Origin of the sequence: Bacillus sp. Pc3, assembly GCF_000815145.1 — a bacterium.
Classification (GTDB): Bacteria; Bacillota; Bacilli; order Bacillales; family Bacillaceae; genus Bacillus; species Bacillus velezensis.
The window spans coordinates 50,566-75,093 of record NZ_CP010406.1 but is presented as its reverse complement, the minus strand read 5'-3'; the positions used below and the strand labels follow the sequence as shown (position 1 = coordinate 75,093).

General features: G+C 44.3%; 25 protein-coding genes. 4 read left to right on the top strand and 21 right to left on the bottom strand.

Features of this window, described 5'->3' with window-relative positions:
- Positions 1 to 122: 122 nt before the first annotated feature.
- From dacB to SB24_RS00410, 3 genes are all read right to left on the bottom strand, one after another.
- A complete protein-coding gene (dacB, locus tag SB24_RS00420) occupies positions 123 to 1,598 on the bottom strand; it encodes a D-alanyl-D-alanine carboxypeptidase/D-alanyl-D-alanine endopeptidase (RefSeq protein WP_015417592.1) in 1,476 nt (491 codons plus the stop codon).
- Positions 1,599 to 1,616: 18 nt separating this feature from the next.
- Complete coding sequence (locus SB24_RS00415; RefSeq protein WP_031379061.1) at positions 1,617 to 2,585, bottom strand: aldose 1-epimerase; 969 nt, start codon at positions 2,583 to 2,585, stop codon at positions 1,617 to 1,619.
- Between the two features lie 115 nt (positions 2,586 to 2,700).
- Entirely contained in the window at positions 2,701 to 4,089 is a 1,389-nt protein-coding gene (locus tag SB24_RS00410; RefSeq protein ID WP_007407362.1) for an MATE family efflux transporter, read from the bottom strand.
- A gap of 226 nt (positions 4,090 to 4,315) precedes the next feature.
- Here SB24_RS00410 and SB24_RS00405 point away from each other — a divergent pair, with 226 nt between their 5' ends.
- From SB24_RS00405 to SB24_RS00390, 4 genes are all read left to right on the top strand, one after another.
- Positions 4,316 to 4,858: an IseA DL-endopeptidase inhibitor family protein gene (locus SB24_RS00405; protein WP_014418077.1), complete on the top strand. Its 543-nt coding sequence runs from the start codon at positions 4,316 to 4,318 to the stop codon at positions 4,856 to 4,858.
- Between the two features lie 515 nt (positions 4,859 to 5,373).
- On the top strand, positions 5,374 to 7,200 hold the full coding sequence (locus SB24_RS00400; RefSeq protein ID WP_039251312.1) for a T7SS effector LXG polymorphic toxin: 1,827 nt from the start codon (positions 5,374 to 5,376) through the stop codon (positions 7,198 to 7,200).
- A gap of 15 nt (positions 7,201 to 7,215) precedes the next feature.
- The gene (locus tag SB24_RS00395; protein ID WP_024085400.1) at positions 7,216 to 7,656 is read left to right on the top strand and encodes an SMI1/KNR4 family protein; all 441 of its coding nucleotides are present in this window, start codon (positions 7,216 to 7,218) and stop codon (positions 7,654 to 7,656) included.
- 192 nt (positions 7,657 to 7,848) lie between these two features.
- The gene (locus SB24_RS00390) at positions 7,849 to 8,592 is read left to right on the top strand and encodes a hypothetical protein (RefSeq protein WP_039251310.1); all 744 of its coding nucleotides are present in this window, start codon (positions 7,849 to 7,851) and stop codon (positions 8,590 to 8,592) included.
- Between the two features lie 44 nt (positions 8,593 to 8,636).
- On the opposite strand, the gene SB24_RS00385 is transcribed toward SB24_RS00390, so the two are convergent.
- The 18 genes from SB24_RS00385 to SB24_RS00300 form a co-directional block, all read right to left on the bottom strand.
- Entirely contained in the window at positions 8,637 to 9,650 is a 1,014-nt protein-coding gene (locus SB24_RS00385; protein WP_039251309.1) for an N-acetylmuramoyl-L-alanine amidase, read from the bottom strand.
- Between the two features lie 42 nt (positions 9,651 to 9,692).
- Positions 9,693 to 10,094, bottom strand: coding sequence for a phage holin family protein (locus SB24_RS00380; RefSeq protein ID WP_430491418.1), 402 nt, complete (start codon positions 10,092 to 10,094; stop codon positions 9,693 to 9,695).
- A gap of 71 nt (positions 10,095 to 10,165) precedes the next feature.
- Positions 10,166 to 10,354 carry an XkdX family protein gene (locus SB24_RS00375; RefSeq protein WP_039251307.1) on the bottom strand — a complete coding sequence of 63 codons (189 nt, stop codon included), beginning with the start codon at positions 10,352 to 10,354 and terminating at the stop codon, positions 10,166 to 10,168.
- Positions 10,351 to 10,713, bottom strand: a complete 363-nt coding sequence (locus SB24_RS00370; protein ID WP_039251306.1) for a hypothetical protein — start codon at positions 10,711 to 10,713, stop codon at positions 10,351 to 10,353. The genes SB24_RS00375 and SB24_RS00370 overlap by 4 nt, the downstream gene beginning before the upstream one ends.
- Entirely contained in the window at positions 10,710 to 11,987 is a 1,278-nt protein-coding gene (locus tag SB24_RS00365) for a phage baseplate upper protein (protein WP_039251305.1), read from the bottom strand. Before SB24_RS00365 ends, SB24_RS00370 begins: the two co-directional genes overlap by 4 nt.
- A gap of 17 nt (positions 11,988 to 12,004) precedes the next feature.
- Positions 12,005 to 14,497, bottom strand: coding sequence for a peptidase G2 autoproteolytic cleavage domain-containing protein (locus SB24_RS00360; RefSeq protein WP_225562145.1), 2,493 nt, complete (start codon positions 14,495 to 14,497; stop codon positions 12,005 to 12,007).
- A gap of 108 nt (positions 14,498 to 14,605) precedes the next feature.
- Positions 14,606 to 16,309: a phage tail protein gene (locus tag SB24_RS00355; protein WP_039251303.1), complete on the bottom strand. Its 1,704-nt coding sequence runs from the start codon at positions 16,307 to 16,309 to the stop codon at positions 14,606 to 14,608.
- An 11-nt stretch (positions 16,310 to 16,320) separates the two neighbouring features.
- Complete coding sequence (locus tag SB24_RS00350) at positions 16,321 to 17,160, bottom strand: phage tail family protein (RefSeq protein ID WP_039251302.1); 840 nt, start codon at positions 17,158 to 17,160, stop codon at positions 16,321 to 16,323.
- Positions 17,160 to 21,035, bottom strand: coding sequence for a phage tail tape measure protein (locus SB24_RS00345; protein ID WP_039251300.1), 3,876 nt, complete (start codon positions 21,033 to 21,035; stop codon positions 17,160 to 17,162). The genes SB24_RS00350 and SB24_RS00345 overlap by 1 nt, the downstream gene beginning before the upstream one ends.
- A gap of 12 nt (positions 21,036 to 21,047) precedes the next feature.
- Positions 21,048 to 21,233 carry a hypothetical protein gene (locus tag SB24_RS00340; RefSeq protein ID WP_172437946.1) on the bottom strand — a complete coding sequence of 62 codons (186 nt, stop codon included), beginning with the start codon at positions 21,231 to 21,233 and terminating at the stop codon, positions 21,048 to 21,050.
- A gap of 2 nt (positions 21,234 to 21,235) precedes the next feature.
- Positions 21,236 to 21,574 (bottom strand): phage tail assembly chaperone G, encoded by a 339-nt coding sequence (gpG, locus tag SB24_RS00335; RefSeq protein WP_039251296.1) that lies wholly within the window; start codon positions 21,572 to 21,574, stop codon positions 21,236 to 21,238.
- A 51-nt stretch (positions 21,575 to 21,625) separates the two neighbouring features.
- Positions 21,626 to 22,234 carry a major tail protein gene (locus SB24_RS00330; protein WP_039251295.1) on the bottom strand — a complete coding sequence of 203 codons (609 nt, stop codon included), beginning with the start codon at positions 22,232 to 22,234 and terminating at the stop codon, positions 21,626 to 21,628.
- Positions 22,235 to 22,615: a tail completion protein gp17 gene (gene gp17, locus SB24_RS00325; RefSeq protein WP_039251293.1), complete on the bottom strand. Its 381-nt coding sequence runs from the start codon at positions 22,613 to 22,615 to the stop codon at positions 22,235 to 22,237.
- Positions 22,612 to 22,995: an HK97-gp10 family putative phage morphogenesis protein gene (locus SB24_RS00320; RefSeq protein WP_039251291.1), complete on the bottom strand. Its 384-nt coding sequence runs from the start codon at positions 22,993 to 22,995 to the stop codon at positions 22,612 to 22,614. Before SB24_RS00320 ends, gp17 begins: the two co-directional genes overlap by 4 nt.
- Positions 22,988 to 23,347, bottom strand: a complete 360-nt coding sequence (locus tag SB24_RS00315) for a phage head closure protein (RefSeq protein ID WP_039251289.1) — start codon at positions 23,345 to 23,347, stop codon at positions 22,988 to 22,990. The genes SB24_RS00320 and SB24_RS00315 overlap by 8 nt, the downstream gene beginning before the upstream one ends.
- A complete protein-coding gene (locus SB24_RS00310) occupies positions 23,280 to 23,627 on the bottom strand; it encodes a head-tail connector protein (protein ID WP_039251288.1) in 348 nt (115 codons plus the stop codon). The genes SB24_RS00315 and SB24_RS00310 overlap by 68 nt, the downstream gene beginning before the upstream one ends.
- 14 nt (positions 23,628 to 23,641) lie before the next feature.
- Complete coding sequence (locus tag SB24_RS00305) at positions 23,642 to 24,187, bottom strand: collagen-like domain-containing protein (protein WP_039251286.1); 546 nt, start codon at positions 24,185 to 24,187, stop codon at positions 23,642 to 23,644.
- A gap of 27 nt (positions 24,188 to 24,214) precedes the next feature.
- Entirely contained in the window at positions 24,215 to 24,526 is a 312-nt protein-coding gene (locus SB24_RS00300; RefSeq protein ID WP_039251284.1) for a hypothetical protein, read from the bottom strand.
- Positions 24,527 to 24,528 lie beyond the last annotated feature (2 nt).

Sequence of the window (24,528 nt, the reverse complement as noted above, 5' to 3'; positions counted from 1 at the left end):
CGGTATGTAAAAAAAAGGAAGGGTATTGACGATATTACTTTTTGAAAAGATTGATTCATAATCGCAATATAATGTTTTACAGACATCAAAAAAAGCCGAATCCTCTAAGGATTCGGCCCTTCTTATTGATTTGCCAGCACGACTGCGATTTTGTCTTCAATGTCTTTTCCGTCATCTTCGTCAAGCAGCCCGTTTTGAAGCACGGAAAAAATAAGCGTATCTCCTGTTTTTGTGTCTGCATAGCCGGCAATCGAACTGACTGATGTTAGTGACCCGGTTTTCGCTTTAATTTTGCCTTCTGCCGGAGTATTCTTCAGCCGGTTCCGAAGGGTTCCTCCCGTCATTCTGTCGCTTGCACCGGCGACAGGGAGCGAACGAAGGAAAGCCGGGTACCACTTTTCTTTCTGAACCGCATACAAAAGCTCTCCGATTTGCCCGGCGGTTACGCCGTTAATATGAGAAACGCCGGATCCGTCTCTTGCAATCAATTCATCCGGATTCAGCCCGAACGATTTGAGCTCCGATTTCATCACGTCCAAGCCCTTTTCCCAGCTGCCCTCCCCTTTTTTCACTTTTCCCATTTCCTTGATCAGAATTTCGGCGTGCCCGTTGTTGCTCAGTTTCATAAACGGGATCAATAATTCTGAAAGAGGCATGGATGTCCGTGATGTGACGAGCTGGGTGCGGTGCGGCATTCGCCCTGTTCTGATTTTCCCTTTTACAGTTATACCCTGTTTAGTAAGCGCTTGTTTCCATAAATCTAAAGCATAGGACGACGGATCCCACACTGCCGCCCATTCTCTTGCCTGTGCCGAGCCGGCAGGTATGGTTCCCTTTATCGTAATCACATTGCCGCCGTGCTCCCGTTCAACCGTCAAATCTTTCTTTTCATCAGAAGCGACGGTTTTCACTTCATTTTTCACACGAACGATGTCCGTATGGGGAGAAATCGAAATGCGCGGCTTTTTACCGGGCTGTTTCGCCGGGCTGATTTCCGCAATCACCGTTCCGGTATCATAATCCTCATTTGGGGAAGCGGTAAGAGCTGATACTTGCGCGCCATAATATTGGCCTTCATCGCTCCACGGAAGATCAACCGAATACCTGGTATCGTCATACCACGAATCATCCCCGACCAGATCTCCTTTAATGACATGGATGCCTCTGGCTTTGACCTGTTTAGCCATCTTCTCAAAATCAGAAGCCAATAGGGTCGGATCACCTTTTCCCCTGAGATAAAGGTTTCCGCGCAGCTGTTTTCCTTTTACGGCGCCGTCTGCCCGTACTTCTGTCTTAAAGGTGTAATCTTCTCCGAGAACGGAAAGCGCCGCAGATGCCGTCAGCAGCTTCATCAGTGATGCAGGCCTCAGCCGCATATCTTCCCGGCTGCCGAACAGCACCTCCCCTGTTTTTGCTGACCGGACACTGACGCCCGCTGAAGCCCCCTTTAAAGCAGGTTCTTCATCCAGAATGTGTTCCAGCTCTTTTTGCAAAGTATTTTTTTGTTCAGCCGCCTTAACCGCATCATCAATATAAGGAACTGCGGCAATGATCAAAAGCAGAATCACCGCGCTCAAGCGTTTCACATATGTTTTCAATGTTATCCCGCCTCTTTCCTATTCTTCGTCATGCAAAATGGTGATCCTGGATGACGAAGCCGCTTCTTCGCCCGGTTTCAGAATCTGAAGCCCTGTCAGTGATGCAGGCTGATTCAGATTAAATGCATCTGTAACGGAAGTATAAGGCTCAAGACTGACAAACCCTTGCTTTCCGTCACCGTTATATACCACCCAATGCTTGAAAGACGTGTCTGCTTGATACAAAACGGATAATTGCTCATCCGGATGATAAATAACAGCTTCGTTATTGCCGCCATTCCGTCCGGAAGAAAGAAAAACATCGTCAAACTGTTTATTTTTCAAAGACATCCCCTGACGGAACGCTTCTTTATCAGGCACATCCAATAAACGGCCCGTCGGCACGAAACGTTCATTTAATTCCCACATGCGGTCAGCCGTCAAAAATAGACGGGATCGCTCTTCATTGAAAACAAAAGTTGAATGATAGCCGAGCCCCCAAGGAAAAGCCTCCGTTCCCTTATTCATAATCAGCGCCCGCTGCGTAAACACATTGTCTTTTAAAGTATAGGTCATCCGGACAATGACATCGTGCGGAAATTGTTTATGAACACGGGGAATCTTTGAAAGATCAATTTCTGTTTCGACTGTCATTCCATCCCCCTCTTCTTTCGCTGCCGCCGCTTTCCAATGCTGATTGTGAAGAAAGCCGTGAATATGATTATGTTTATCCTCTTCGTTTATCTCAAATTGATACGCACGGCCGTCAAAACGAAACGTCCCATCCGTAATCCGGTTCGGCGGGAATAAAACGGGAATGCCGTACAGCATCGGTTTTGCGCGGAATTGCTCCGCAGTTTCCGGTTCTCTCAGAAGCCGCATACCGGTTCTTTTATCCCGAAGCGATATGACATTTGATCCCCACTCCGGCACAATGATGCATTCAGCCTGATCAGTCTCCGCTTTTATGGCTGAAGCCCCTAAATAAGTCGTATGTTCAATCGTCATAAGCACCTGCCCTTTCCTTGTTTTCTAGCATGTATAGGAATTCCATTTTCTAAACTCATTTTCCTTCTCTAAAAAAAACATCGCCCGTATGAACTGAGCGATGTGCGGTAAAACCTTATTGAATCAGCCGGGTAATCTGTTTTTTCTTCCATACAAACCGGTAATATCCGTATTGCAGCAGCAGGCTGACGACAAAAGCCGCCGGATAACCGACCCAAATGCCGAGAATGCCGAGATTCGTATAATGAGAAAGAATAAAGGCCACAGGCACTTCAATTCCCCAAATCGCAAAAATGCTGATAATCGTCGGCCATAACACCGTACCGCTCGCCCGCATCGTCGCTGAAACGATCTGAGCGTGACCGAAAATCAAATAGCTCCAAAGGGTAATCATAATCAGATTGCGGGCAATGTGGAGTGTATCCTGATCTGTTAAAAACAAAGCAAGTATCTGCCGGGAGAAGGTGTAAATCAGCACAATCAACACCCCGCCGATCAAATAATTCAGGCCGATGCCGACTTTGATGACCTGTTTCAGCCGGCCGAATTGATTGGCGCCAATGGATTGGGCGGCAAAAATGGAAACGGCGATACCGAGGCTTACCGCCGGCATCTGCACATAACTCGCCACTTGGTTGACGACCCCGTAAGCAGCCGTCGCGTTTGATCCGTAATGATTGACAAATGAAATGACCGCAATTTCAGAAAGTGACACGAGAATCATATTGATGCTCGACGGAATACCGAGACGGAGTAAAAGCGCGAGCAGCTTTTTGTCCATTTTAAGAGAACGGAGCGCAGTCCGGTCAAATGCCAATGGATGTTTCCTTTTCCGCAAATAAACCATGAGTACGATAAATGTCACGATGTTTGAAATCACGGTTGCATACGCCGAACCGTAAATGCCGAACTTCGGAAGTCCGAAAAGCCCGAGAATCAATAAGGGCAAGAGCCCGATGTTAATGACTGTACTGACGATTAACGTATAAAACGGAGTCTTTGAATCTCCCGTTCCGCGTAAAAATGTCGTATACGCAAAATATAAAAACATCAGCGGCATTGCGCAAAACAAAATGCGCGCATATCGGACACTGACATCTATTACGTTTTCCGGCGTTCCCATCAGCCGCAGAATATCAAGCGTAAACACACTGCCGACAACTGCCAGGACAACACCGAGCATAAAGGTAAAAGTCAGTGTAGTGCCGACAATCGCCTTCATCCTCTCTTCGTTTTTCGCGCCGTAAGCCTGCCCGATCAGAATGGAACTTCCCGAACCGATTCCGATCGTAAAGGAGATCAGCAGAAAAAACAGCGGAAAAAAAGACGATACGGCGGCAAGCGCATCGACTCCGAGCCACCTTCCGACAAATACCATTCCGACCAATTGGCCGACAGATTGCAATACATTGCTTAAAAGCAGCGGCACTAAAAACAGTGACATCGATCGCCAGACTGACTGGCCGCGGCCTTCCGCTGTTTCTAAATGATCTTGTACTTCCATATGTAGGACTCCTTTTTTGATTTTCTTCCATTTTATTATTCAGCAGACAGCTTGTAAAAACCTTTTGTTCAATGAAACTCTTTATCTTTTTCTCGCGTCTTACATGGAAATAAACCATAAAAATAAAAAGTCCGGAAAATATTTCTGAAAAGGTATTGTAATCTTACCGTAATTATTGTAACATTTGTAACATAAGAGAAAGAGATTGATAAGGAGAGATTATATCATGAAAAAATGGCTATTATTCCTCACTACTATTACATTGATTCTGTCATTGGGCACTGCGGCGACCGCAAAAAATGCACCTAATGACCTTACACAAAAACAAGCACTTCAGCTGGCCCTTTCAGCGAGAGAACATTTCTGGAACACAATGAGCGGCGGTGCGCTTAAATCAAACGCAAATTGCACATCTGAACCGTTTGAATATCAAAATCTGCAATATGTATTTATGTGCAAAGACCTCGGAACAAAAGCGAAAGCCGTAAAATATCTGACACCCGCTTTTACAAAGCAAGCGATTGACAAAGGGCTCAAAGATTACCACTTCACTGTAAAAGACGGCAAATTGGCTGTTCCGGTCGGCGACGGAGATAACCTCCTGAATTGGAAAAAAGCAAAAATGACCCTTCTTTCTAAAAAAGGAAGCGTCCAAACATACCGCTTCACTGTACCGACTCTTGACGGTTCTCCGTCAGCAAAACGCGATGTAACATTCGTAAAAGAAAACAACGTTTGGAAAGTCAATCAATTTGATGCTGTCATATAAGGAAAAAGCCCGCTTACAGCGGGCTTTTTTCAATGATATGCTGGCATATTATAACGGAAGGCTGTTTTTCAGAAGCAGTTGACGGTTAAGAAGAAACAGCTTATGGGAGGAACTCTGTGAAGAAGATAATCGAATATCCTTGATTTTTTTAAAAAACAACACGGCCGCAAAAACACTTGCATAGCAATGTGCAAAATTTGTGCAAAACATAAATTTCCACCAGGTTTTCACAAAATATTCAACTCAAAACCCCCTTGTATAACAAGGGGGTTTCTGTTTTACCGACATTATTAAGCTGCGCCTATCTTATGCCAAAAACGCTCTAGGAGAACGTACAATATACCTCTATATTCGTTGATATATAAGCTTTTTAAACAATACTTGTGCTAAATTTGTGAAAAATATTTTAAGTGTTTTTATCTGTGTAAATTTCGAATTCTTAAAGATATTCATTTTACTCCGAGTTTCAACGTGGTAAAATTTTGAATAACATTTTATCGCGAAAGGATATGAGCATGAAAATCTTTGAAGCAACCACCCTGCTTTCTGCCGCTAAACAACGCGCAAACGAATATAAAGAACTCCGCGGCCAGATGGTTAACCTGAAAAAAGCATTTCAAGGCATGGCTGATCTCGGTGACGGCGATTTCTCTGGCCGGGGCGCAGATAACATCAAAGCCTTTTTCCAGGACCACGCCGGCGTCACAGACAGCTGGCTTGATCTGATCGATATGAAAATCGCATTTCTCACAAGCCTTCCCGGCAAAGTCGAAGACGCAGGCCTTTCCGAATCTCATGTAGAAGAATCTTTTCTCGAGCACGAGCTCACCCATGCCCTCAGTAAATCAAAGGCGATTATGGAAGAGCAGAAAAAGGACATGCGCTCCATCCTCGGAGAGATCGAAGACATCATCTCGCTTGATCTGTTTTCAACCGAAAACATGGATCAGAAGCTCTCTTCAGCTGACAAAAAAAGAAGCGAAACCATACATAAGCTCGGCAAGCTTGATCACGATCTAACGAAAGAATACGCAGAAACCGAAGCGAACGAACAGTTCATCCAAGCTGACTTCCAGCAGCTTCAAAACGCCACGGGCAAAGGAAAAAGCGCAACTCCGCTTCATTACAATGCCAAGGCGTACCGTGAAAGCGACATCCATAAGAAAAAAGGCGAGATTGCTAGGCATTCGGATGCTTACCTTACGATTAAGAAAGAAGAAGCAAGAGAACGTGAGGTTGAAAAACTAAAAGAAAGGCTAAACAATTTCGACTATGCGAATGCCGATGAGTTCTACTCAATGGCTAAAACAATCGGCTATGAAAACCTGACAAAAGAACAGCAGCGTTATTTCACTCAAATTGAAAACACGCAAGAACTCACAGACGGTTTCAAAGGGGTTGCAGTCGGCCTTTATGATGTTGGGAAAGATACTGTGTTAGGTCTGAAAGACCTCGCTGTCGGCGCCTGGGACTTTTATCAGCTCTCTGATGAACAAAAGGTTGTTAAAACGATTTCTACCGTATTGAATACTCCGTCTTACGCAAAAATCATATGGACAAACCTAGCCGATTCGTGGAATGATCAAATGGTGAATGGTGATACGTACTCTAGAGCGCACTATGTCTCCTATGCGGTGGGCAGCCTTGTCGGCCTGAAAGGTGTGGGCTCGACGGTTAAAGTATCAAACAAACTCGCAAAAACAGGCTTCTCCAAGGTGGGAAAATTATTGGAGCCTGGCGCTGCAAGCCATGTACACACAGGAATAAAGAACGGAACAGACTATATCAACTCTTTATTGAAAAATAAAAACGAACCTGCCCTTGTTGGAATAGCAAAAGATATTGAAAACACCCATAATGTAAAAAACACCCCGCTTTTAAAGAAAGAAATTCAAAAAAAGCAAGATATGCTGACACAGGCCGCGCCGTTCACACATAAAGATGCCTTTGGAAATACAGTAACAACTAACTTAAAAAATGGTCATTTAAAAAATGATGTGCATCCTATAACAGGTATACCCTATGATAAAAATGGTTTTCCAATATTTGAGCCCGTTGCAGAAGTGAAAATTGATAAGTCATTATATCTTGAAAAAGATACTGTACAGTTTAAAAAAGCAACCGAACTCCTGTTGCAAGAAATCAACAAAAATCCCGAGTTGAAAAATCACTTTACAGAAATGCAGTTGAAGCAAATTTTAAAAGGGAAAAAACCAAAAGGGTTTACGTGGCATCATCATCAAAATGAAGGTATAATGCAGCTAGTTGATTCAGATATACATGGTAAAACAGGTCACACTGGTGGAAGAAACATCTGGGGCGGAGGTTCCGAATACAGATAAAAGGAGAGTAATAACATGGTTGAATGGGATTTCGGAGAACATCCTATCAGTAACGAAGAAATTCAAGAAGTAGAAAATACGCTACAAGTAAAGTTCCCAAAAGATTACTTAGAATATGTCAAAAGTTATTCTGGCGCAACACCAACTCCTGAGACTTTTGATTTTGAAGGAAGAAAAGGGATTGCTTTCGGATACTTACATAGTTTTCATGAGGATAGTGAGTCATACATAATTAACGTTTCTAATCGTTATCGAGACGGCAGAATGCCTGATAAAGTAATTCCTATTGCGGATGATGTGTTTGGTAATGAGATCTGTTTCGATTTTAGAAAGAATCATAGTAATCCCCCTCTTGTTTTTTGGGATCATGAAATTGCATTTGAAAATCCAGAGGGTGCTCTGAGTCATATATGTAATTCGTTTACGGAATTGGTAGATAAGCTCTACGAAGAATAGAAACAAAAAGTCCATATAAACAAAGCCCTTCCCTTTTGAGAAGGGTTTTTTGTTATTTCGATAATATTTCCAGTATTGCTTTTGTCTTCGGTTCGCAATTCCAATCATTATCAAATCCTTTACAAAGCATAGAAATGAATCCTCCTTTGCTTTAAAATGTAAACGTTCGTTTTAAAATAAGAGGGGGATCATATGATTATTCTTGGTATTGTTGCAACATTAGCAACCTTTGTCTTTATTACAGCATTGATTTTTATCTTCTTTGAAAAAACTAAGAAAATAGGTAAACAAATAGCTCCAATAAGCCTTGTTTTGGCTTTATCTCTTTTTTTCATTATGGGTGCGTTGAATCGAGAGTCTCACGAAACCAAAACTGAGGATGTCACTGCTGCCACAGAAAGTACAGAAGAGGAGCCAATGTATTCTGAAGACGAGGAAGACTCTGACGTCCGGAGTGTTGAAGATAACCAAAAAGAATTTAACTTCAGTCCTGAAGAATTTGTACAGTCTTTCAATGAAGCGACTCGAGATATTGAAAGTGATGAAGATATTGAATCCTCTGGTCTCAATCGTATTAATAAAGATAATATCGGAGACTTTGAACTTACCGAAGCCAAAGATGGTACAATTTACACCAGAGAACTGAAAACAGAAACTGATAACTCCGGTGGAACTTTCACTTTGGAAGCATGGTATGACAAGAATCATAAATTCTACCGTTTACATTTATCCACTTCTGGTTCAGATAATATGGCTTCTCAAATAGGCCTGGTTAATACACTTACGGTTTTTCATGCTTTAGGAATTGATATTAAGCATGTAAACGACCTTCTAAAAAGCGAGCAAAATACACTTGAGGTATTTGATGGTGACTATCTTGTTACACTAGCTAAAATTCCTCAAATGTCGTTAATTATAAATATTGAACCAAAATAAAAGCCCCTTTTGGGGGCTTTTTCATTATTTCAAAAGCGTTTTACTTAAACCATTTCCCCATATTGTCCAGACACATACCGCCGTTTGCCGTCGTGGATGACTTCCCAATAGCCTTTAGAGTTGTTTGAACCTTTAACAGAACCTGAGATGTTAATTGTCTTGCCGAGACCAATCGTATCCACATTCTTGGCATTTTTACGGTCTGGTTTGTCCATAATAATGGCTGCACTTTTAACACCAACAATTTTAATTTTGCCTACAGACTTAATACCCCCGCTAGTCTTGTTTGAAGGTTTAGCAGGAGCAGATTTTGAAGAGGTTTTCCCTAACTCTGCATCACTCTTGATATATCTTACGTTAACGTAACCGCTGTATGTGGCTCCTTTAGAATTGGTATATTTAATGTAACCCCAACCATTTTGAGTCGATCCTTTTTTATATTGGACAGTCGAACCTTTAGGAAGAGCAAGCACAATAGACGAGTTGGCATTGCGTTGAGTTCTCACATTAAGGCTGTCAGCAACAACTGTATTTTTAATATAAGATTCTTTTGTTTTATCAACAGGAGAATTTACCGTTTTAGACGGGGCGCCGCTGATACATGCTTTAAAGGAGTCCCATCGATCAAGCAGCTTGCGTGGACAATACTTGCCGGACCAGTGCTGGTGAGGGACCACGTTTGCAAAGGAAATGCCCTGCTCCTTCATGAGCTTTTTGATCAGCCATTGAGCATTTGCCACGGCTTTCTCAAAATCCCCATCGCTATTCTCGCAAATTTCAATGCCGATAGATTTCCGGTTGCCAGTTCCGCGGTTTCCGTCTCCCGCGTGCCATCCGTTTTCATTCAATGGCAGATGCTGATAAATCTCTTTGTCGTCTACCGTAAAGTGCCAGCTGGTGGGTGTTTCCGGATTTTTCTCATAACGGGCGTGCATGGCTGCGCTTGCCCCTTGTGCCGTGTTTGCCGTGTTATGAACTGTGATGTATGCCGGGTTCATTGCGTATCCCGGTCTGTTATTGTGCCCCGTTGGAATAAAGTCTTTAGTGATTTTCACCATGTTTCATCGTCTCCTTTTGAGTAATAAAATAAGCCGCTGAATTTACTCAGCAGCTTTTTCCTCTTTTTCTGTTTTCTGATCGTTGTCGCTTTCAATCACGTGAAGCCGGTCAGTGATGACGGCCGGAATTTTAACACCGATCTGCGCCAAATTCTCCGTGATGGATAGGCCCTCATTTGCAATATAAAAAAGAACGGTTCCAAAGGTCAGAACACCGTTCAAATTTGTTATCGTATCAATAATGTTGGCGACAATGACCACCATAAAACTCAGCATCTTTCGAACATACCCAAACCACGCGCTGCGGCTCCGGAGCTGCTTCATTTTCCACGCTTTAATAATGCCGGTGATAACATCCAAGATGCTGAGGATCAAAAGTAAATCAAGGTATTTCACCTCCCCGAAAAGATATGTTCTTGCGATCTGTAAGCTCTCAAAATTCATCCACACGTATATTCCCTCCAATTATTAATCACCTCCTTCGAGGCAAAATAAAAACACCTCTGGGGTGTCGATCAGTTTGCGGCGCCGCCTAAATCCACACTGACAGGCTGTTTTGTCATCGGATAGGTCAAGCCGGTTATTTTATTGTATTCATCTTCTGTAATTCTCCCCCACTCAACAAAACGGGCCACGTCTTCATTACTGTAATACTGCGGCCCCCATCCATAGATTGTTTTAACGCTTGTAAACCAATCCATCATTCTCCTTTCCCTCCCTCCGCTAGTATCAGATAAAGATTGGCTATCATTTGCGCTTGTGACTCGGCCAGACTTTGAGCTTCTGCAAGCTGCGTTGTAATGGCCGCGTTCTGAGCTTTCAACTCATCAACGGGAGAAGGTACCCGCCCGCTTTCAATTTGCTTTTCCAAGGCTTTTTTCTCTTCCTGGGTGGCCGCCTCCGTCCATGTCTTCTCAGCCGGATGATACATCGCCTTTATGAAAGACGGAGGCTGGACGGTTGTACAATTCTCAGGGATTGTATAGTTACCTTCTTCATCAGGCTCAATCTGAACGGGTTTGGTCAAAATGAAATTTTCATCGTATTCATAAACCTGAATCATGCTGTCCCTCCTTCCTGAAAGCCCACGACCACATCCAGATAATAGCCTCCGCCCATCTTACTTGAGTCCGCCGGGTCCGGGTATTTTATTTTTAAATCCCCATTATCATAAATGATTAAATTGGCCGTGCCACCTGTACCACTTAACGGAAGTGTATAAACGCCACCGCCAGCTGGTGCGTATTCCTCGGGGATGGAGCCGAATATGATTTCTGGTTCAGTTCTAACATGCCCCCTTAATAAGATAAGAGGCCCCCATTTTGCGTATATAGGCGTTCGTGTCCCTGCGGCGGCTCCGTTCTTCAGCATGATGTTAGCATAGGTGGCGGCTCCGTTCCATGTCTTCCGTTCAGCTGCAGAGATGTGCCGAATTTGATTATAACTATGGGCAGTGAACTGTTGTAATAACTCTTCCAGTTTTTCTTTAAAATCTGCTGTGAACAGCTTTGATAACTCTTCCAATGTATCTTTAAAAGGTTTGTTAACGTGAATGTCTTCATTATTTGCATGCTTGTTTACTTTATCTTGAGCGCCGGAAGGGGTTTCCTTGGCGTCCCAAGACTTCCGATCTGTTGCAGAAACATGCATATCTGCATCGTTCGCATGGGCGTTTATTTTATCCTGCGCGCCGGAAGGGGTTTCCTTGGCATTCCACTCTTTTCTCTCGGCAGCCGTGATGTGTTTCACGTTATCTTTTGCATGTTCGTTTGTGTAAGACTTGGCGTTTTCCTCTGCAGCATCCGCCTTTTGCTGCGCGCCCTCTTTCGTTTCAATGGATTCCAGGTCAGCAAATTTCTTTCTCAATTCCTCGACAGTCTGGCTGATTTCTTCGACGATGTGTTTTATCCCGTCTTTCAGCGTTTCAAAATCGTCAATGTAATAGTCAGCTGTTGGGATGATGTTCTGATCCTCTAACGTTTTGGCGATAGAGAAAGTAAAAAAAGAAGTCGCCAGCGCTTGCCCGTTCGTGTAATATAGTTTGATTTCAGCCTTAACCGTCCCGTAATGCTTGAGTTCTGCATTCGACAACACATATTCCGCCGTGCCATTTATCTTGTCAGTGATGGTAAGGCTCTTTTTATAAAACGATCCATCATCATACAGGAGAACGATTTTTGCGTCTACGGCTGACAGAGGCAACGGTACACCATCCTTTATAAAAGAAAAAAACAGCTTTGCGCTGCCAGTGTCCTGCGTCATAAATTGTATATTTGTACTCCGGCCATTGATTGGATTTGTATTAATGTTGATCGGCACGCTGCCCGTTTTATACATCGTCGTTTATCCCCCCCTTAGTGCTGCGGCGTAACCATCATTTGAGCCACGCCGTAGCCTTTCTTCGCATCATAAGGTGTATCTAATTTCATAACGGTTCCGTAGCCGCCGCTTTCCGCCTTTGTGGCGATGCCGTCAACTGCTGAAACGCTGTCACCGACGTTAACAGTATCATCAACCCGCACAAAGACTTGACCAATCAAACCGATAATATGCCATTCGTCTCTTTCCTCTCGTGGCTTGTACTCAGCTTCCGGATCATAGTTCGGGTTCTCAGCTGGAATCGTAATGATGTCGTCACCGTCAAATACTTCCCGGTAGATAATGCCCCCAAATTCATCACGAAGAAAACGATCATTCCAATAGAAGGCAGCTCCGCCGAGCACAACGCCGGCAGTCTTGGAAACGACCCCTAGTATCTTGTCGCCTTCTTGAGCTTTTCGGATTTTGTCGCCCTCTAACGCTACAAGATAAGATGCCTCTATCTTTGTTCCGTCAGCTGATTCAAAATACTCCGCCAAGTCTTTTAAATTCGATACGCTTTCTATTGCGCCGGTGGACCGCACTGTTCCGCCCTTTGCGTTTAATTCAATTTTTTTGTTGGCTTCCGAGGCTTTGCCGTTTCCATGGCCTAAAACCATTGTGTAAGATTTGCTGTTCTTAGTGGCCTTGGAGAACATGACACCCGCGGACGCCCCATCTCCTGTTGTGTGAGAGTCATATGAAAACATGACGCCGTTGCGTGAACCCTCAGAAGAAGAGCCGCCAGCATTACCCGCAAGCAAATTGCGCTCACCCTTCGCATACGTCGCCCCCGTACACGCAATAATCGCACTGTACTTCGTAAGTGCATGGCCCGAGCTGGAAGCTGCTCGAAATCCTCCCTTGACGTTATTCGGAACTACTGAATGCTTTTCTCCGGCAAGGACAGCTGCATCCTTATAACCGTAAGCTCTGACAAGAAAAATATTGGTCTGGGTGTTCGGAGAGGTGATGCCGGCCGTTCCGCTTGCTACATGCAGAAGGCCATTTAACAAGTTGACATTACGCACGCCGCCCCCTATCGCGATGCCGGTTCTTGCGGAATCATGGATAACAAAATCAGAAATAAATACATCGTCGGTCATCTGATCGCCGCCGGTGATATAAATGTCACAATCAGCCTTTTTAAATCCGGTAATGTGCAAGTTGTTTACTGTTATCTTCCTGCTTTTATACTGGAAGGCAATGATCGAGCCGTCTTTGTAGTCATATGTCGGATCGCCAATCGCTTTAAAACCGATTATCTGAACACGCTGGTACGCCGAAACGACAAGGGCTTTCGGAGCTAATCCTTCATAAAGCGAATTATAGACGGGTTCACGGGATGTGCAGTCTACTAACGTCACATCACGAGCCGTCTCGCTCCAAGGGTCTTTTACAAGATGGTGATCAATATGCCGTAAATCAAATGAGCGAACGTCACGAAATGATTCATGACCGCGAATGTGAACGTCACTCGGTGCCGGCCATTCCTTATGAGCTTTTACCTCTACGCCCCGCACATTCCCCTCCGTATAATTATCTATAACCCAGACATGCTTAGAGCCGTCGTCCACTTCAATTCCGTTTGAATTGGCTCCGCCTTTACGGTGTGCAGTACCGCGCGGATTCGTCATCACATTGTTTGTGATGAAAACATACTCGCTGTAATGGGTCGTAATGCCGTCGTCACCATACCCAGAGCCAACACACTTGTCGATCCAAATATATTTGCTCCCTGTTGCCGTGTAATCTTTTGCTGTGATGTTATAAGAAGGCGCTGATACATCAAAACAATGCAAACCTGGGTTAATGCCTTCAACACCACGTGCAATGCCAAACTTTACTTGCGCAAAAAGCAGACAGCTTGAATGTACACCACCGGTTGCGCCTACGCCGCCCTGGCGATCAGGATTCCAGTCAAGCGACATACCTTCCACAACGATATTCCGGTTGCCTTTCGCATGATCAGCATTTGTGACAACCCACTCACTGGCCGGCGTGTCCTCGTGCAGCTTCAGAGTGGTGACGCCCATGCCCTGGCCGATCAAATACGTCCATGACGGCAGTTTGACGCCTCTTATCACGTATTCGCCGGCTGATAGATTGAGCCGCACCTTTCCGTTTCCGATCGCTCTTTTGAATGCTTCTGTGCTGTCTGTCTCCCCGGTAGGGTCGGCCCCGTAGTCGTCTACGTTAACGTTTCTGGTGATTTTACGCAGAAGTTTGTTATATTCCTTATCAAGACGCTCTTTCAACAGTGGAGCAATTTCTCCATCAGCATTAACACGGGCGTCCACTACTTCTTTTACATTTGTCCCGTCGGCATTAAGAATGAGATTACGCACCCGATTATACAGGCCGTCAATATAAGTTCGTAAAGAAAAGCCCCCGTGATCAATTTGCTCAGATGTATGCGCCGTAGCAGCTTTCTTATGACGGGTAATTTCACTTTCAAGTCCGTTTACGCTTCTCTCGATCGCTTCCATATCACCAGATAGCTCATCCTCATAGCGAGAGTTTCTAGTGGTATCGTAATTTTTTTTCAACCTCAACACTGTATTCACTCTCCTTTTCGACAAAATAAAAAACGCCTATCAAAGCGCTGTCAGTATTTGATCAATATATCGTTTTTGTTCTCTCAGCTTCTTCGCCTGATTCACCGCAATATCTTGTATGTCTTTTCTGAAATTAGCAAAAGTCAGCTTCGGGCTGCTGTATGGATTTAGCGGATTGTATTGAATCGTTAAGAGCCGCACATCATCCTCATAAGTCGTTCCGTCTGCTGTGTCGGCTAAAATGTGGACTGTATCGCCTTTCCAGAACGGCTTTTCAATTTTGATCAATTTCGGTTCGTATACATATTGATAATCTACACTGACGACTGTTTCCGGATATGGATTCACATGTTTTTTCAGCGCAGAAACCATGCTGCCCGACTTTTTTATAGTTTCGTCTCTGATCGGGTCGGCCCACTTCGGCTTACCTTCCCGCAGAAATTTCTTTTCCTCTGGATGGATGTACAAGATCGGCTCAAATACGTATTTCGGTTTTTTGTCTGTGCTCTTACTGTCTTTAGACATCGCACCATATCCCCATGCACGGGTAGAGCAGTTTTGCGAGTTGGTTTTGATACTGATGCCCGGCATATTATAACGGGAGTCAAATGTGAAAGGAATCTCTTTCCCCATTTTCTTATAGACATGAATTTTATAATTATCCACGTCAAGCTCTAACTCATAATCATTTATGAGCTGATCTATTAATTCGGTGGAGTTTTTATCACCGAAATTCTCTTCTTCGGCGGTGGCGAATTTGCTTTCAGGCTCTTCCAGCACATATGAAAAATCAGTACCTTTTAACGCAATGTCAAAGGCCTCTTTTACGGTCAGTTTCTTTGTTACAGTGTCATTTACTTGGTTCTCAGCAAGAAAAACGGTAAAAATATGATTGGCCGTGATTGTTTTTGTCAGGACGTTTTTAGCCTGCTTCAAGTCTACATCTGTAATATAGTATTTTTGTTGTTTGAATCTTCTTTCGTCAATGTAAAGAATATTGTCATTGACCAGTAAATCGAATTCAGTCGCATTGCTCTCTGTTTTGGTAATTGTAAAGGTAAAGCTCTTTTTCCCGGTAGTATCGTCTGTAAGATCAACGATCACGCCTGTTACTTCCACAACGTCATTTCCGTCTTTCGTGGAAACATGCAGCTGAGGAAAGTCCACATCTGACGGCAGTTTTTTATTAAGAGGGATGTCGTTACCCGCGTATTCTTTACTTGGAAAACTCGGTTCCTCTTCTGGGGTCTCCGGGGATTCTGGATCATCAGGCTCGTTCGGCAATTCTGACGTATCATCATATTGCATCAACTTATACTGTTCGATCATGGTAATTAATTTATTAGCATAGTTGATGTCTGTTGCGTAGCCAGCTTTTTGAACGGCTCGGCATGCTTTTTTATAATCCGTTTCCCCTACCACTGCTTTATACCGATCAAGACGAGTGTACAAGCTTCCCAGATCTGCCAAACTCTCAGCATATGAAGGGTACTTTCTGAATTTAGCTTGTACCCTCTCAACATTTCCGTATTTGTCCTGCTCGCTGGTCCACATCAACACGTATTTTCCGTTATAGGTTCCCTTTATCCCAAACAAATTGTAAGCTTGTTTGGAAAGGCCGCTCGTGCCGAACCCGCTTTCCAGACAGCCTTGAGCAATGACAAGGCTGGCAAGGACATTATATTTTTTGCATACCTTTTTCGCCCCGGGTACCAGGCTTTTAATAAAGTCAGCCACAGCCATGTCATCCCTCCTTACTTATAATAAAAACGAGTATCAAATAAAATTTCAAAGTCATTTGAGTTTATAATTTCAAAATCGTTCCATCCTACATCCAGTGTCGGCAGACGGCCGGATGTTTTCAGACGCTTATCCCCGATTACAGTGTACTGCCTGATGAATGTGACTTTTTGCGAGCGTTTTAGCTCCTGCTCAATTTTCAATTTTTCCCCGTTCGTTCGGTTCGCAATGGTTACGTTTGTCCCTTTGGCCCACAGAAAGACGTTATAATCATGCTGCAGAGTGTTGACCGCGGCGCCGCCGGGATTGTAAACGCTGAATCGTTTTTGGTTCTTGAAATGATATTCAAGATCATCTCTCCGAAGGATTCCCATACCGGGACTCCAGTGCTCTCCATTGAAATTCTGGATGGTAGAAGAGGTATATTTCGACTCGGCAAGCCCCAGAATATCCGTGAACCCCACTGTGAATGTGGCATGGTTTTTCTGTTTGTCCTTAGCGATAGTAAAATTCCCGTCACACGTAACAAGGAACCGACGGTTAGGCAGAAGGTCCGTTGAAATATAATAAGGAAACGGCTGCACTAACAATGAATAAAGTTCATGCCTGTTCTGATAAAAGGTTTCGGGAATGATGGAATCTAATAAAAAATCAACCTTGATGTCTCTCTCTTTGTAGACAACGTCCCGGGGGTGCTGCGGCAGCACTAAACCGTTTATCCTTGGGAGGGTTGTTGTTTCTCGTTCAATATTCGGTGAGTCAGGCGTGAAGCTGCGCACCTTAAAACGGGGGAGAATTCGTGATAAGCTTTGTTCTCCCATACTGTTATTAAAATCAATATATAAATCTAGCATTATGATCTGACACCGCCTTTATAGGCATTCTGGTTGTATCGGTCTGCAGCTTTCTGGTCAAGTATCCTGCCATCTCCTTTTTCAAAAGCGATCGTCGCAATTTGTTGGCCGTCCATATGCACCGCAGCCGGATGGATGATAATAGGCTGCTGAGGTATCGCGGCCTGGCCTGCCCCGCCAGACTGTTGCTGTGACAGGAGTGTGATTAGAGCATCTAGCTTTTGATTTAAAGCAGGCGTGTCAACTTCATTCCGGATGGTAAGCTCTGACTTCATTGAAATGAGCTGATCAGCAGCCCCCTTTATGTTGAAAGCCATCTGATTTAATTCCTGCTTAAACGAGGTCATTGCGTTCTGCGCCATAAAAGCAGCACTTTGTTTTACGTTTTTGGCTTTGTCCTCTATCCCTAACGCAAACCCATCAGAAAAGTTGTTTCCTTCCGCTTTTGTTAGTTTGGAGGGAGAATGGGAGTCAATAGATTTCTTTAAAGACCTCAAGGCGGATTTCCCCAAGTTCCACGCCGCACTGAAGAGAGAGCCGTTTTGCGATCCCATTCCATTTATAAAGCCGGTTACAAAGTCAGAACCAACACTATGTGTCTTAACGCTTTTCAGCCCCGTTTTTGCGCTGTTTGCAACACTTTTTCCGGCGCTGTTTGCTGTGCCCTTTTTACTGAGAACGCCGCTGGCCAATTCAGTTCCGGCCTTTTTACCGCCTCCGCCGTCTGAGGTTTTGGCTAAATTGCTCGTTACCGATGAGCTGAGAGAGCCGGCCGCAGATGTATTGGCGCCTTTGGTAGACGTTAAACCAGCTTTATGCTTATTTCCTTTGTTTTGTCCTGCTGCATTTGCTTGCCCGCCGCCTTTCTTCATCTCATTTAAAGCAGATTGAAGTATAGACGATCCTGCTTGTGCATTACCGGGCTTTGTAGAATTGATACCGGTACGAAAGGCATTTCCTTTATTTTGTCCGGCCTGTGCGGGCGTGGTGTTATCTGCGGAAAGCGAATTGTTAAGGGCCTGCTGTAAGACCGTCCCCCCGCCAATAACTGCTGGTGTGGACTGCTTCAAGCCAGCGGAAAAGTCCTCGGCAACCTTCTTCCCTGATTGTTCGGCGCTTGTCGGCTTATCTAATTCCCCTTCAACATTGGCAACCATCTGACTTGCTTCTTCACGGGCTTGTTCTTGGGTCATCCCCATGCCTTGGTAAAACTCTTCTAAAGCCTGTTGGGTAGTCTCAATTGCTTCTTCTTTGGATTGTCCTAATTTTTGAAGAAAATCTATTTGCCGGGCTGCCCATCGTTCTTGATATTGAGCTTCTGACTCTTCAGTTTTGACCATAATCCCCATTGAATTAGATATAAACTCATCTTGTTTATCCAATGCCTTTCCGGTCTCTAAATCAAGCAGCTTGCCGTCTCGTGACATTTTGGAAAATAAGGCTCTTGAATTTTTTTCATAGGCATCCGTGTTTTTTGCTAATGCGGTATTATAGTCAGCCGTGCTTTTGCTCAGTAATGATCTTCTTTGTTCCGCCTCTATATATCCCTGCGCAAACAACTTCTCAATAACATCATTTCTGTATTCCATATCTTTCTTGGCGGCTTGTTTACCATCGTCATAGACTTTTTTAATGTCGTTGTTGTACTTCTGAGCTTGTTTAAATGAAAGCTGTCCTTGCTGATCCGTTACTACTTTTTGCATTGCTAATGCTTCTTTTTGATTGGCCGCAAATTTACTTGTAGACAATTCAAAATAGGAAACAATGTCATTGAATTGCTTCTTTTGTGAGGCATTCATATTGGAAGTGACGAGGCCTGTCTCTTTTTGCAGTGCGTTTAACTGCTTTAGTTTATTCCTAGCCTCTTGCATATCTTTATCAATTGCGCCGACCATCTTGTCAGTCATCTTTTCGCCGGCTTTTTTTGTTTTCTCATCGGTGTCCGCATATAGCCCTTTTAAGACAACCAGAGCATCCTTTTTAAGCCCTTCAAGTTCTTGTATTAGCTGGTCGCGCATACTGGCATAAGTTTCAACTAATTTAGCTGACATCTTCTGAGCTTCTGAACCAGATACCCGGGTCAATTCAAACAGCTGCAGTTCTGCCTTTTCTCTTAAGTCCACATAGGTGGAAGCAGATTTTTGTGTTGCTTTAGAAACACCCTCACCGTAAAGCAAGGCAGATTCTCGCGCCTCTTCTTGCTGCTTTTTCTGGTTCTTCAATTGTTCAGTGTAAGCGTAAGTAGCAACCGAAATACCGCCTAGCAGTGCTGTACCTCCGACAATTGCAAGGCCAACAGGACCGGTAAACGCTAAAAGCGCCCCTATTCCAGCTGTAAGCGTGGCGACGGCTGTCGTAACCCCTAATACACCTGTCGCCAGAACGGCTGTTTTCGCTATGGTTTGCACGGTGCCGGAATCCAGATTATTAAACATCATAATCAAGTCGCTGCCCTTGTTTGCTAAATCGCCCAGGGCAGGCAAAAGGCTTTCCGTCAGTTTGATTTTTGCCCCTTCAAGTGCTGACTGAAAAGCTACTATGCTTCCGTGTGCATTATCCAGCATTGTATCCGCCATCTTTTTAGCGGCTCCATCTGATTTTTCAAGCGCCTTAGTATTATCCCCAAGAGCCTTTGAACCTTTTTGAAGAAGGACAGCCCAATGTTTATATGCTTCAGCGCCCACGATCGTTTTTAATGCGGCCGCCTGTTGCTCTTTGGTCATGCCTTTCAGACCTTTTTCCATTTCCTCAACGACTTCCGGCATGCTTTTCATGTTTCCGGCTGCATCGAAGAAATCAAAACCTAATTTTTTGACAAGCTTCGACGCCTTACCCGTTGGCGAAGCGAGACGGATCAAGGATGTACCAAAAGCCTGCCCGGCAATTGAGCCTTGAAGACCTGCGTCACCAAAAGCCATAATGGCGGCCGCTGATTCTTCCATTCCCCAACCAAGGGAATTAGCGTTCGGCGCCAAAAACTTCATGGCTTCGCCCATCTGTTCAACGTTGGTGTTTGCGTTGGCTGCGGCGTAAGCAATGACATCCGAGGCGTGCCCTGACTCTTTTGCTTTTAGAGCAAAGGCAGACATGATATTTGATGTAATATCTGCTGCTGCACCTAATTCCAGTTGGCCGGCTGCCGCCAGACTGAGCATCCCGGGCATTGCGTCATAAATGTCATTAACCTTAAATCCGGCCATTGCCAAAAAACCCTGTGCATCCGCTGCCTGACTTGCTGTAAAGACAGTGGTTGCACCGAGTTCTTTTGCTTGCTCTCTCAATTTTGCGATCTCTGCCGCCGATCCGCCGGAAATGGCCTGGACTTTACTCATTTGCTTTTCAAAGTCCATGCCGACCTGAACAGCATCACGTAGGGACAGAGCCAGCGCACCAAAAGCGATGCCCGATGTCATAGCTACTGACGAACCAACGGAACGCATTTTTCCACCAATTGAATCCATTCGTTCGCCCATGATCCGAACACGGGAGGAAGCTCTTTTCGCTGCCTCCTCTAACGTTTTTATTCTCTGAGTCGTACTATTTAGCGCGTTTTGCGTCTTATTCATTGCGGCAGTAGCATTATTTAAACGGCGGGCGAGCGTTTGCGTTTCTTTTATGTCTTTCCCTTTTTTTATAGCCGCGTCTGCGTAAGCTCTCTCAAGCGCCTTTACTCTGCGTTTATGCGTTTCCAATTGTTGTGTTAATGTTTTTTCGGTTACTTGAGCAGTTTTTAATTCGTTTCCCCACACACCCACTGCCGTACGGTTTTTTTCAAATTCCGACTTCAAATTTTTCATTTGAACAGCACAGGCGCTCATTTCTTTTTTAAACTCAGATGAATTCGAATACAGCCTGACCTTTATGTCTTTGCTCAATCGGGCACCTCCTTATCCGAGAAATTGATCAATATACATAGGTTCATCATTGTTTTTTGCCTTCGTTTGGGTCTTCTCTTGTGATTTTCTCCGAGCCAGTCTTTTCAGATGATAGACAATGTCCATTTCGTCAATTTGATTCTGCGTATATCCTATTTCCTCAAGGGCGTTATACATATCAAGGACTGACTCAGGCAGACTCACTCCCCCGGCTCTTCACCGCTGGAAATTCCCTCGCTATTTAAAAGAGCCGTTGCTTCCGCAATATTCCCCAACACATACTGTGCAGCAGCATAGATTGTTCTTCCTACCAGCCGGGCATCAATTCCTTTTTCAAACTCATCAGGTGTAAATTTCTGGCCAAAGGTATTACAGACAAATTCAACCTGTTCATTAGTAAAAAGACGCTCTGAATCTTGTGATTCAAAATCGTCTGCAATCTTTGCAGCCTTTCGAAACAATAAACCTGTAATGTGGTCAGGTGTAACAAATTTTTTATCTTTGCCATCAAGCCGAAGTGTAATAGACAATGCTTCCATGTAAGTTCCTCCTTTTTCATATAAAAAGAGCGCTCTTAGGCGCTCAATGAATTATTTACCGACATCAACGACAGGCGTTCCCTCTTTCGTGATGTCCTTATAGACAACTTGTTTGAACCATGTTTCAGCATTAATCCCATTGGCCTTATCTTCTTCTGCTTTTGCATCCCATCTGCGCTTACCCTCTTTTACATTAGTAAGAGGCATGAATTTAATTTTGACCTGCGCTGTTTGGGGTGTAGCTTTCCCTTCGTCCGTTTTGTGTTCAATCGGTACTAATTCTGGGGTCCCTTTAAGCACCCAATAGTATCTGTACCCGCCGGTAGAGAGCTTGGCCCGGAAACCAAGAGCAATCTCTAGTGTCTTATCATCAGCACTAGAAAAATGAATGCCATTCTCCACTTGCTTACCGAAAATCCTTGACTGCATGTCAAGAGGAAGGTCGGCAACTTCCATTTCACCATCAATATCACTTAAACTATTAACAGTGGCATATGCCACGTTGTCGGCATAAAAAACCTCCTGTTCTGATTTAGGATCAATTTTTAAGTTAACGGCGCCCGGTATTTCTTCGGGAACAGAAAATTTTAATTCATCTTTTGTGTCTTTTAATACTTCTGCGATATGAAACATATCCAAACCAGATAATACTTTCCCCATCTATTTCCCCTCCTGATAATAGGTTTTTTTATAACGTCTGGCCTTATGAAAGACCTTTGTGTCTGTTTCGTATAAATCTTGCGAATCATACCGGCTGTAGCCGATTTCTCGCATAAGCTTATCTATTTCCGCAGCAATCGCTGTTTCCTTGCCGCGGGTGCTCGCTTGAGTGAAAATACTGATCTGATAACGCACCTCAAATGAATAGACCTGGTTGTCTGCAAAATCCGCATCAGCATCTTGAATCTCCGAAAAAACTACTCTCGGAAATGCGCTGACATCATTCGCAACGAGGTTATGAATTCCGCCAGATGTCAGGCCTTTTAATAAGGCACTGGAATTAAGTGTGCTCACCAATTCAATTTTAGGAGAGTAGGTCATTTGATCGGCGCTGTAAGTATTCGCTCCATTAGTTCCACAGCGGGGCCCTCCCCTTCTTTTCCGCCTTTTTCTATGAACGGTTGCGGCGGCATTTTTGAGGTTCCCCACTCCAAGAACCTCCCGCGATACGCTACCTTTTTATTCGGACCAACGGCCACAAACCTCACTCCGTCCTTGGATTCTCTGACATTGGAGACTGTGATGTTGTCCTGCATATGAGGTTGTTTTTTATCACTCCGGTTAACGTGGGAGCGTTGCCGTTCAGCGATAATTTCACCGCCGGCCTTTAGCGCTACGGGTTCCACCTTTTCGACGTCTCCGCCGATTTTTTTAAAATACTGCGTTAGATCCTCTATGCCGTCAAAGCTCATATCAGCCATTGATTCCCACCTCCTGACAAAGAATCTCAAGCTCTTCCCCCTGATCATCCGGATCGTTAGTGTCCAAAATATCAAAAACGCGTTCCGTCTTTTCTTTAGGAACGCGCTTAACAATCCGCATATTCGGTTTTATATCCTTCCGGTAACGCACCGTGATTTTTTTTGGAGTCTTGACTCCCAATGCTCCGGCAATCATAGTTTCGCTATTTCCGAGAGAGCCAGCCCCCTCTACAGCTCCCCAGACCGTGAATAAGTCCACATAGGTTGCATTCCAATTACCTTCTTCATCCTGTGTCTCGGTTTTCTTTTGAAAGGTCAGACGGTGCCGGAGTTGGCTGATCTTTTTTCTCATTTTCTTGTTCCTCCACAGATACATAACGCAGCTGCGTCAATATATTTTCAGCAGTAAAAGGGATAGATAAGCCGGTTCCCCCGGTCTCATATATCCCTTTGTTTTCATACCAATGTTGGACAAGCATTTGAAGCACCAGCTCAAATTGCGGGTGCCCTTCAATATACCTGCCTATCCCGTTGATAATATAGCTTTTGGCCGCCGCCATTTGATTCAAAAGCTGACGATCATCTTCTTCATGCTCGACCTTTAAATAGTTTTTAATAGCCTCTAAATCCATTCAGGACACACCGCCTATTCTGTCGGTTCTTCTTCTGTTCCTTTCAAAGCAGCCAGGTCACTTTCAAGGTTATTCATTTTTTGTTTCAATTCATCAAGCAATTTTGTAATTTCGCTGTTTAGATGCTCCGGCATCACGCTGCCAGTTCCGATGTTTTTACTCCGGACTGATTTTTCTGCAAGCATTTCATACGTAATGCTGCTTTCTTCAATAACAGCCGGATCACCCTTGTCTCCTTTCTCACCTTGCGGGCCTTGCTCGCCAGTATCTCCCTTTGGTCCGGCCGGTCCCGGTTCACCCTGTGGTCCCTGTTCCCCGGGTTCCCCCTTATCGCCTTTTGGTCCTTGCGGGCCGGGTTCCCCCGGTTCTCCTTGAGGACCTTGTTTACCGATATCGCCTTTGTCTCCTTTCTCACCTTTTTCACCCTGCAGTCCTTTTACAAAAAGAGGATTTTCTTCGCTGTTTTCTTTGAGATAGACCGGCGTTATCGCCTTGCCGTCTTTTCCTTTTTCAGATGAAGTTTTGACTCCATTACTTTCATATAAATAATCTTCAGCCATCTGTAATCATCCTTTTCCTTTTATTTTTTATTCCGTTTTTCCGTCAGACTCAGAACTGGCAAGCTCTTTCAATTTATCCTCAATAGCCTTGAGACGATCTAAAACAGATGAATTTAAGTGTTCTTCCATTACACTGCCGGTGCCGATATTCCTGCTGCGGACCGACTTATCCGCCAGCATTTCATGGGTTACGCTTCCGGGTCCTGGTTCAGATTGGTTGCCGCCAAAACTGACCTCTTGTCCATCTTTAATGACCTTGCCCCCGGCAATTTCTAAAACACCGCCGATGACGGTACGATTTCCCCCGTCGGCGGTGTAGTTTTTTGTTGAATAGCTCATAC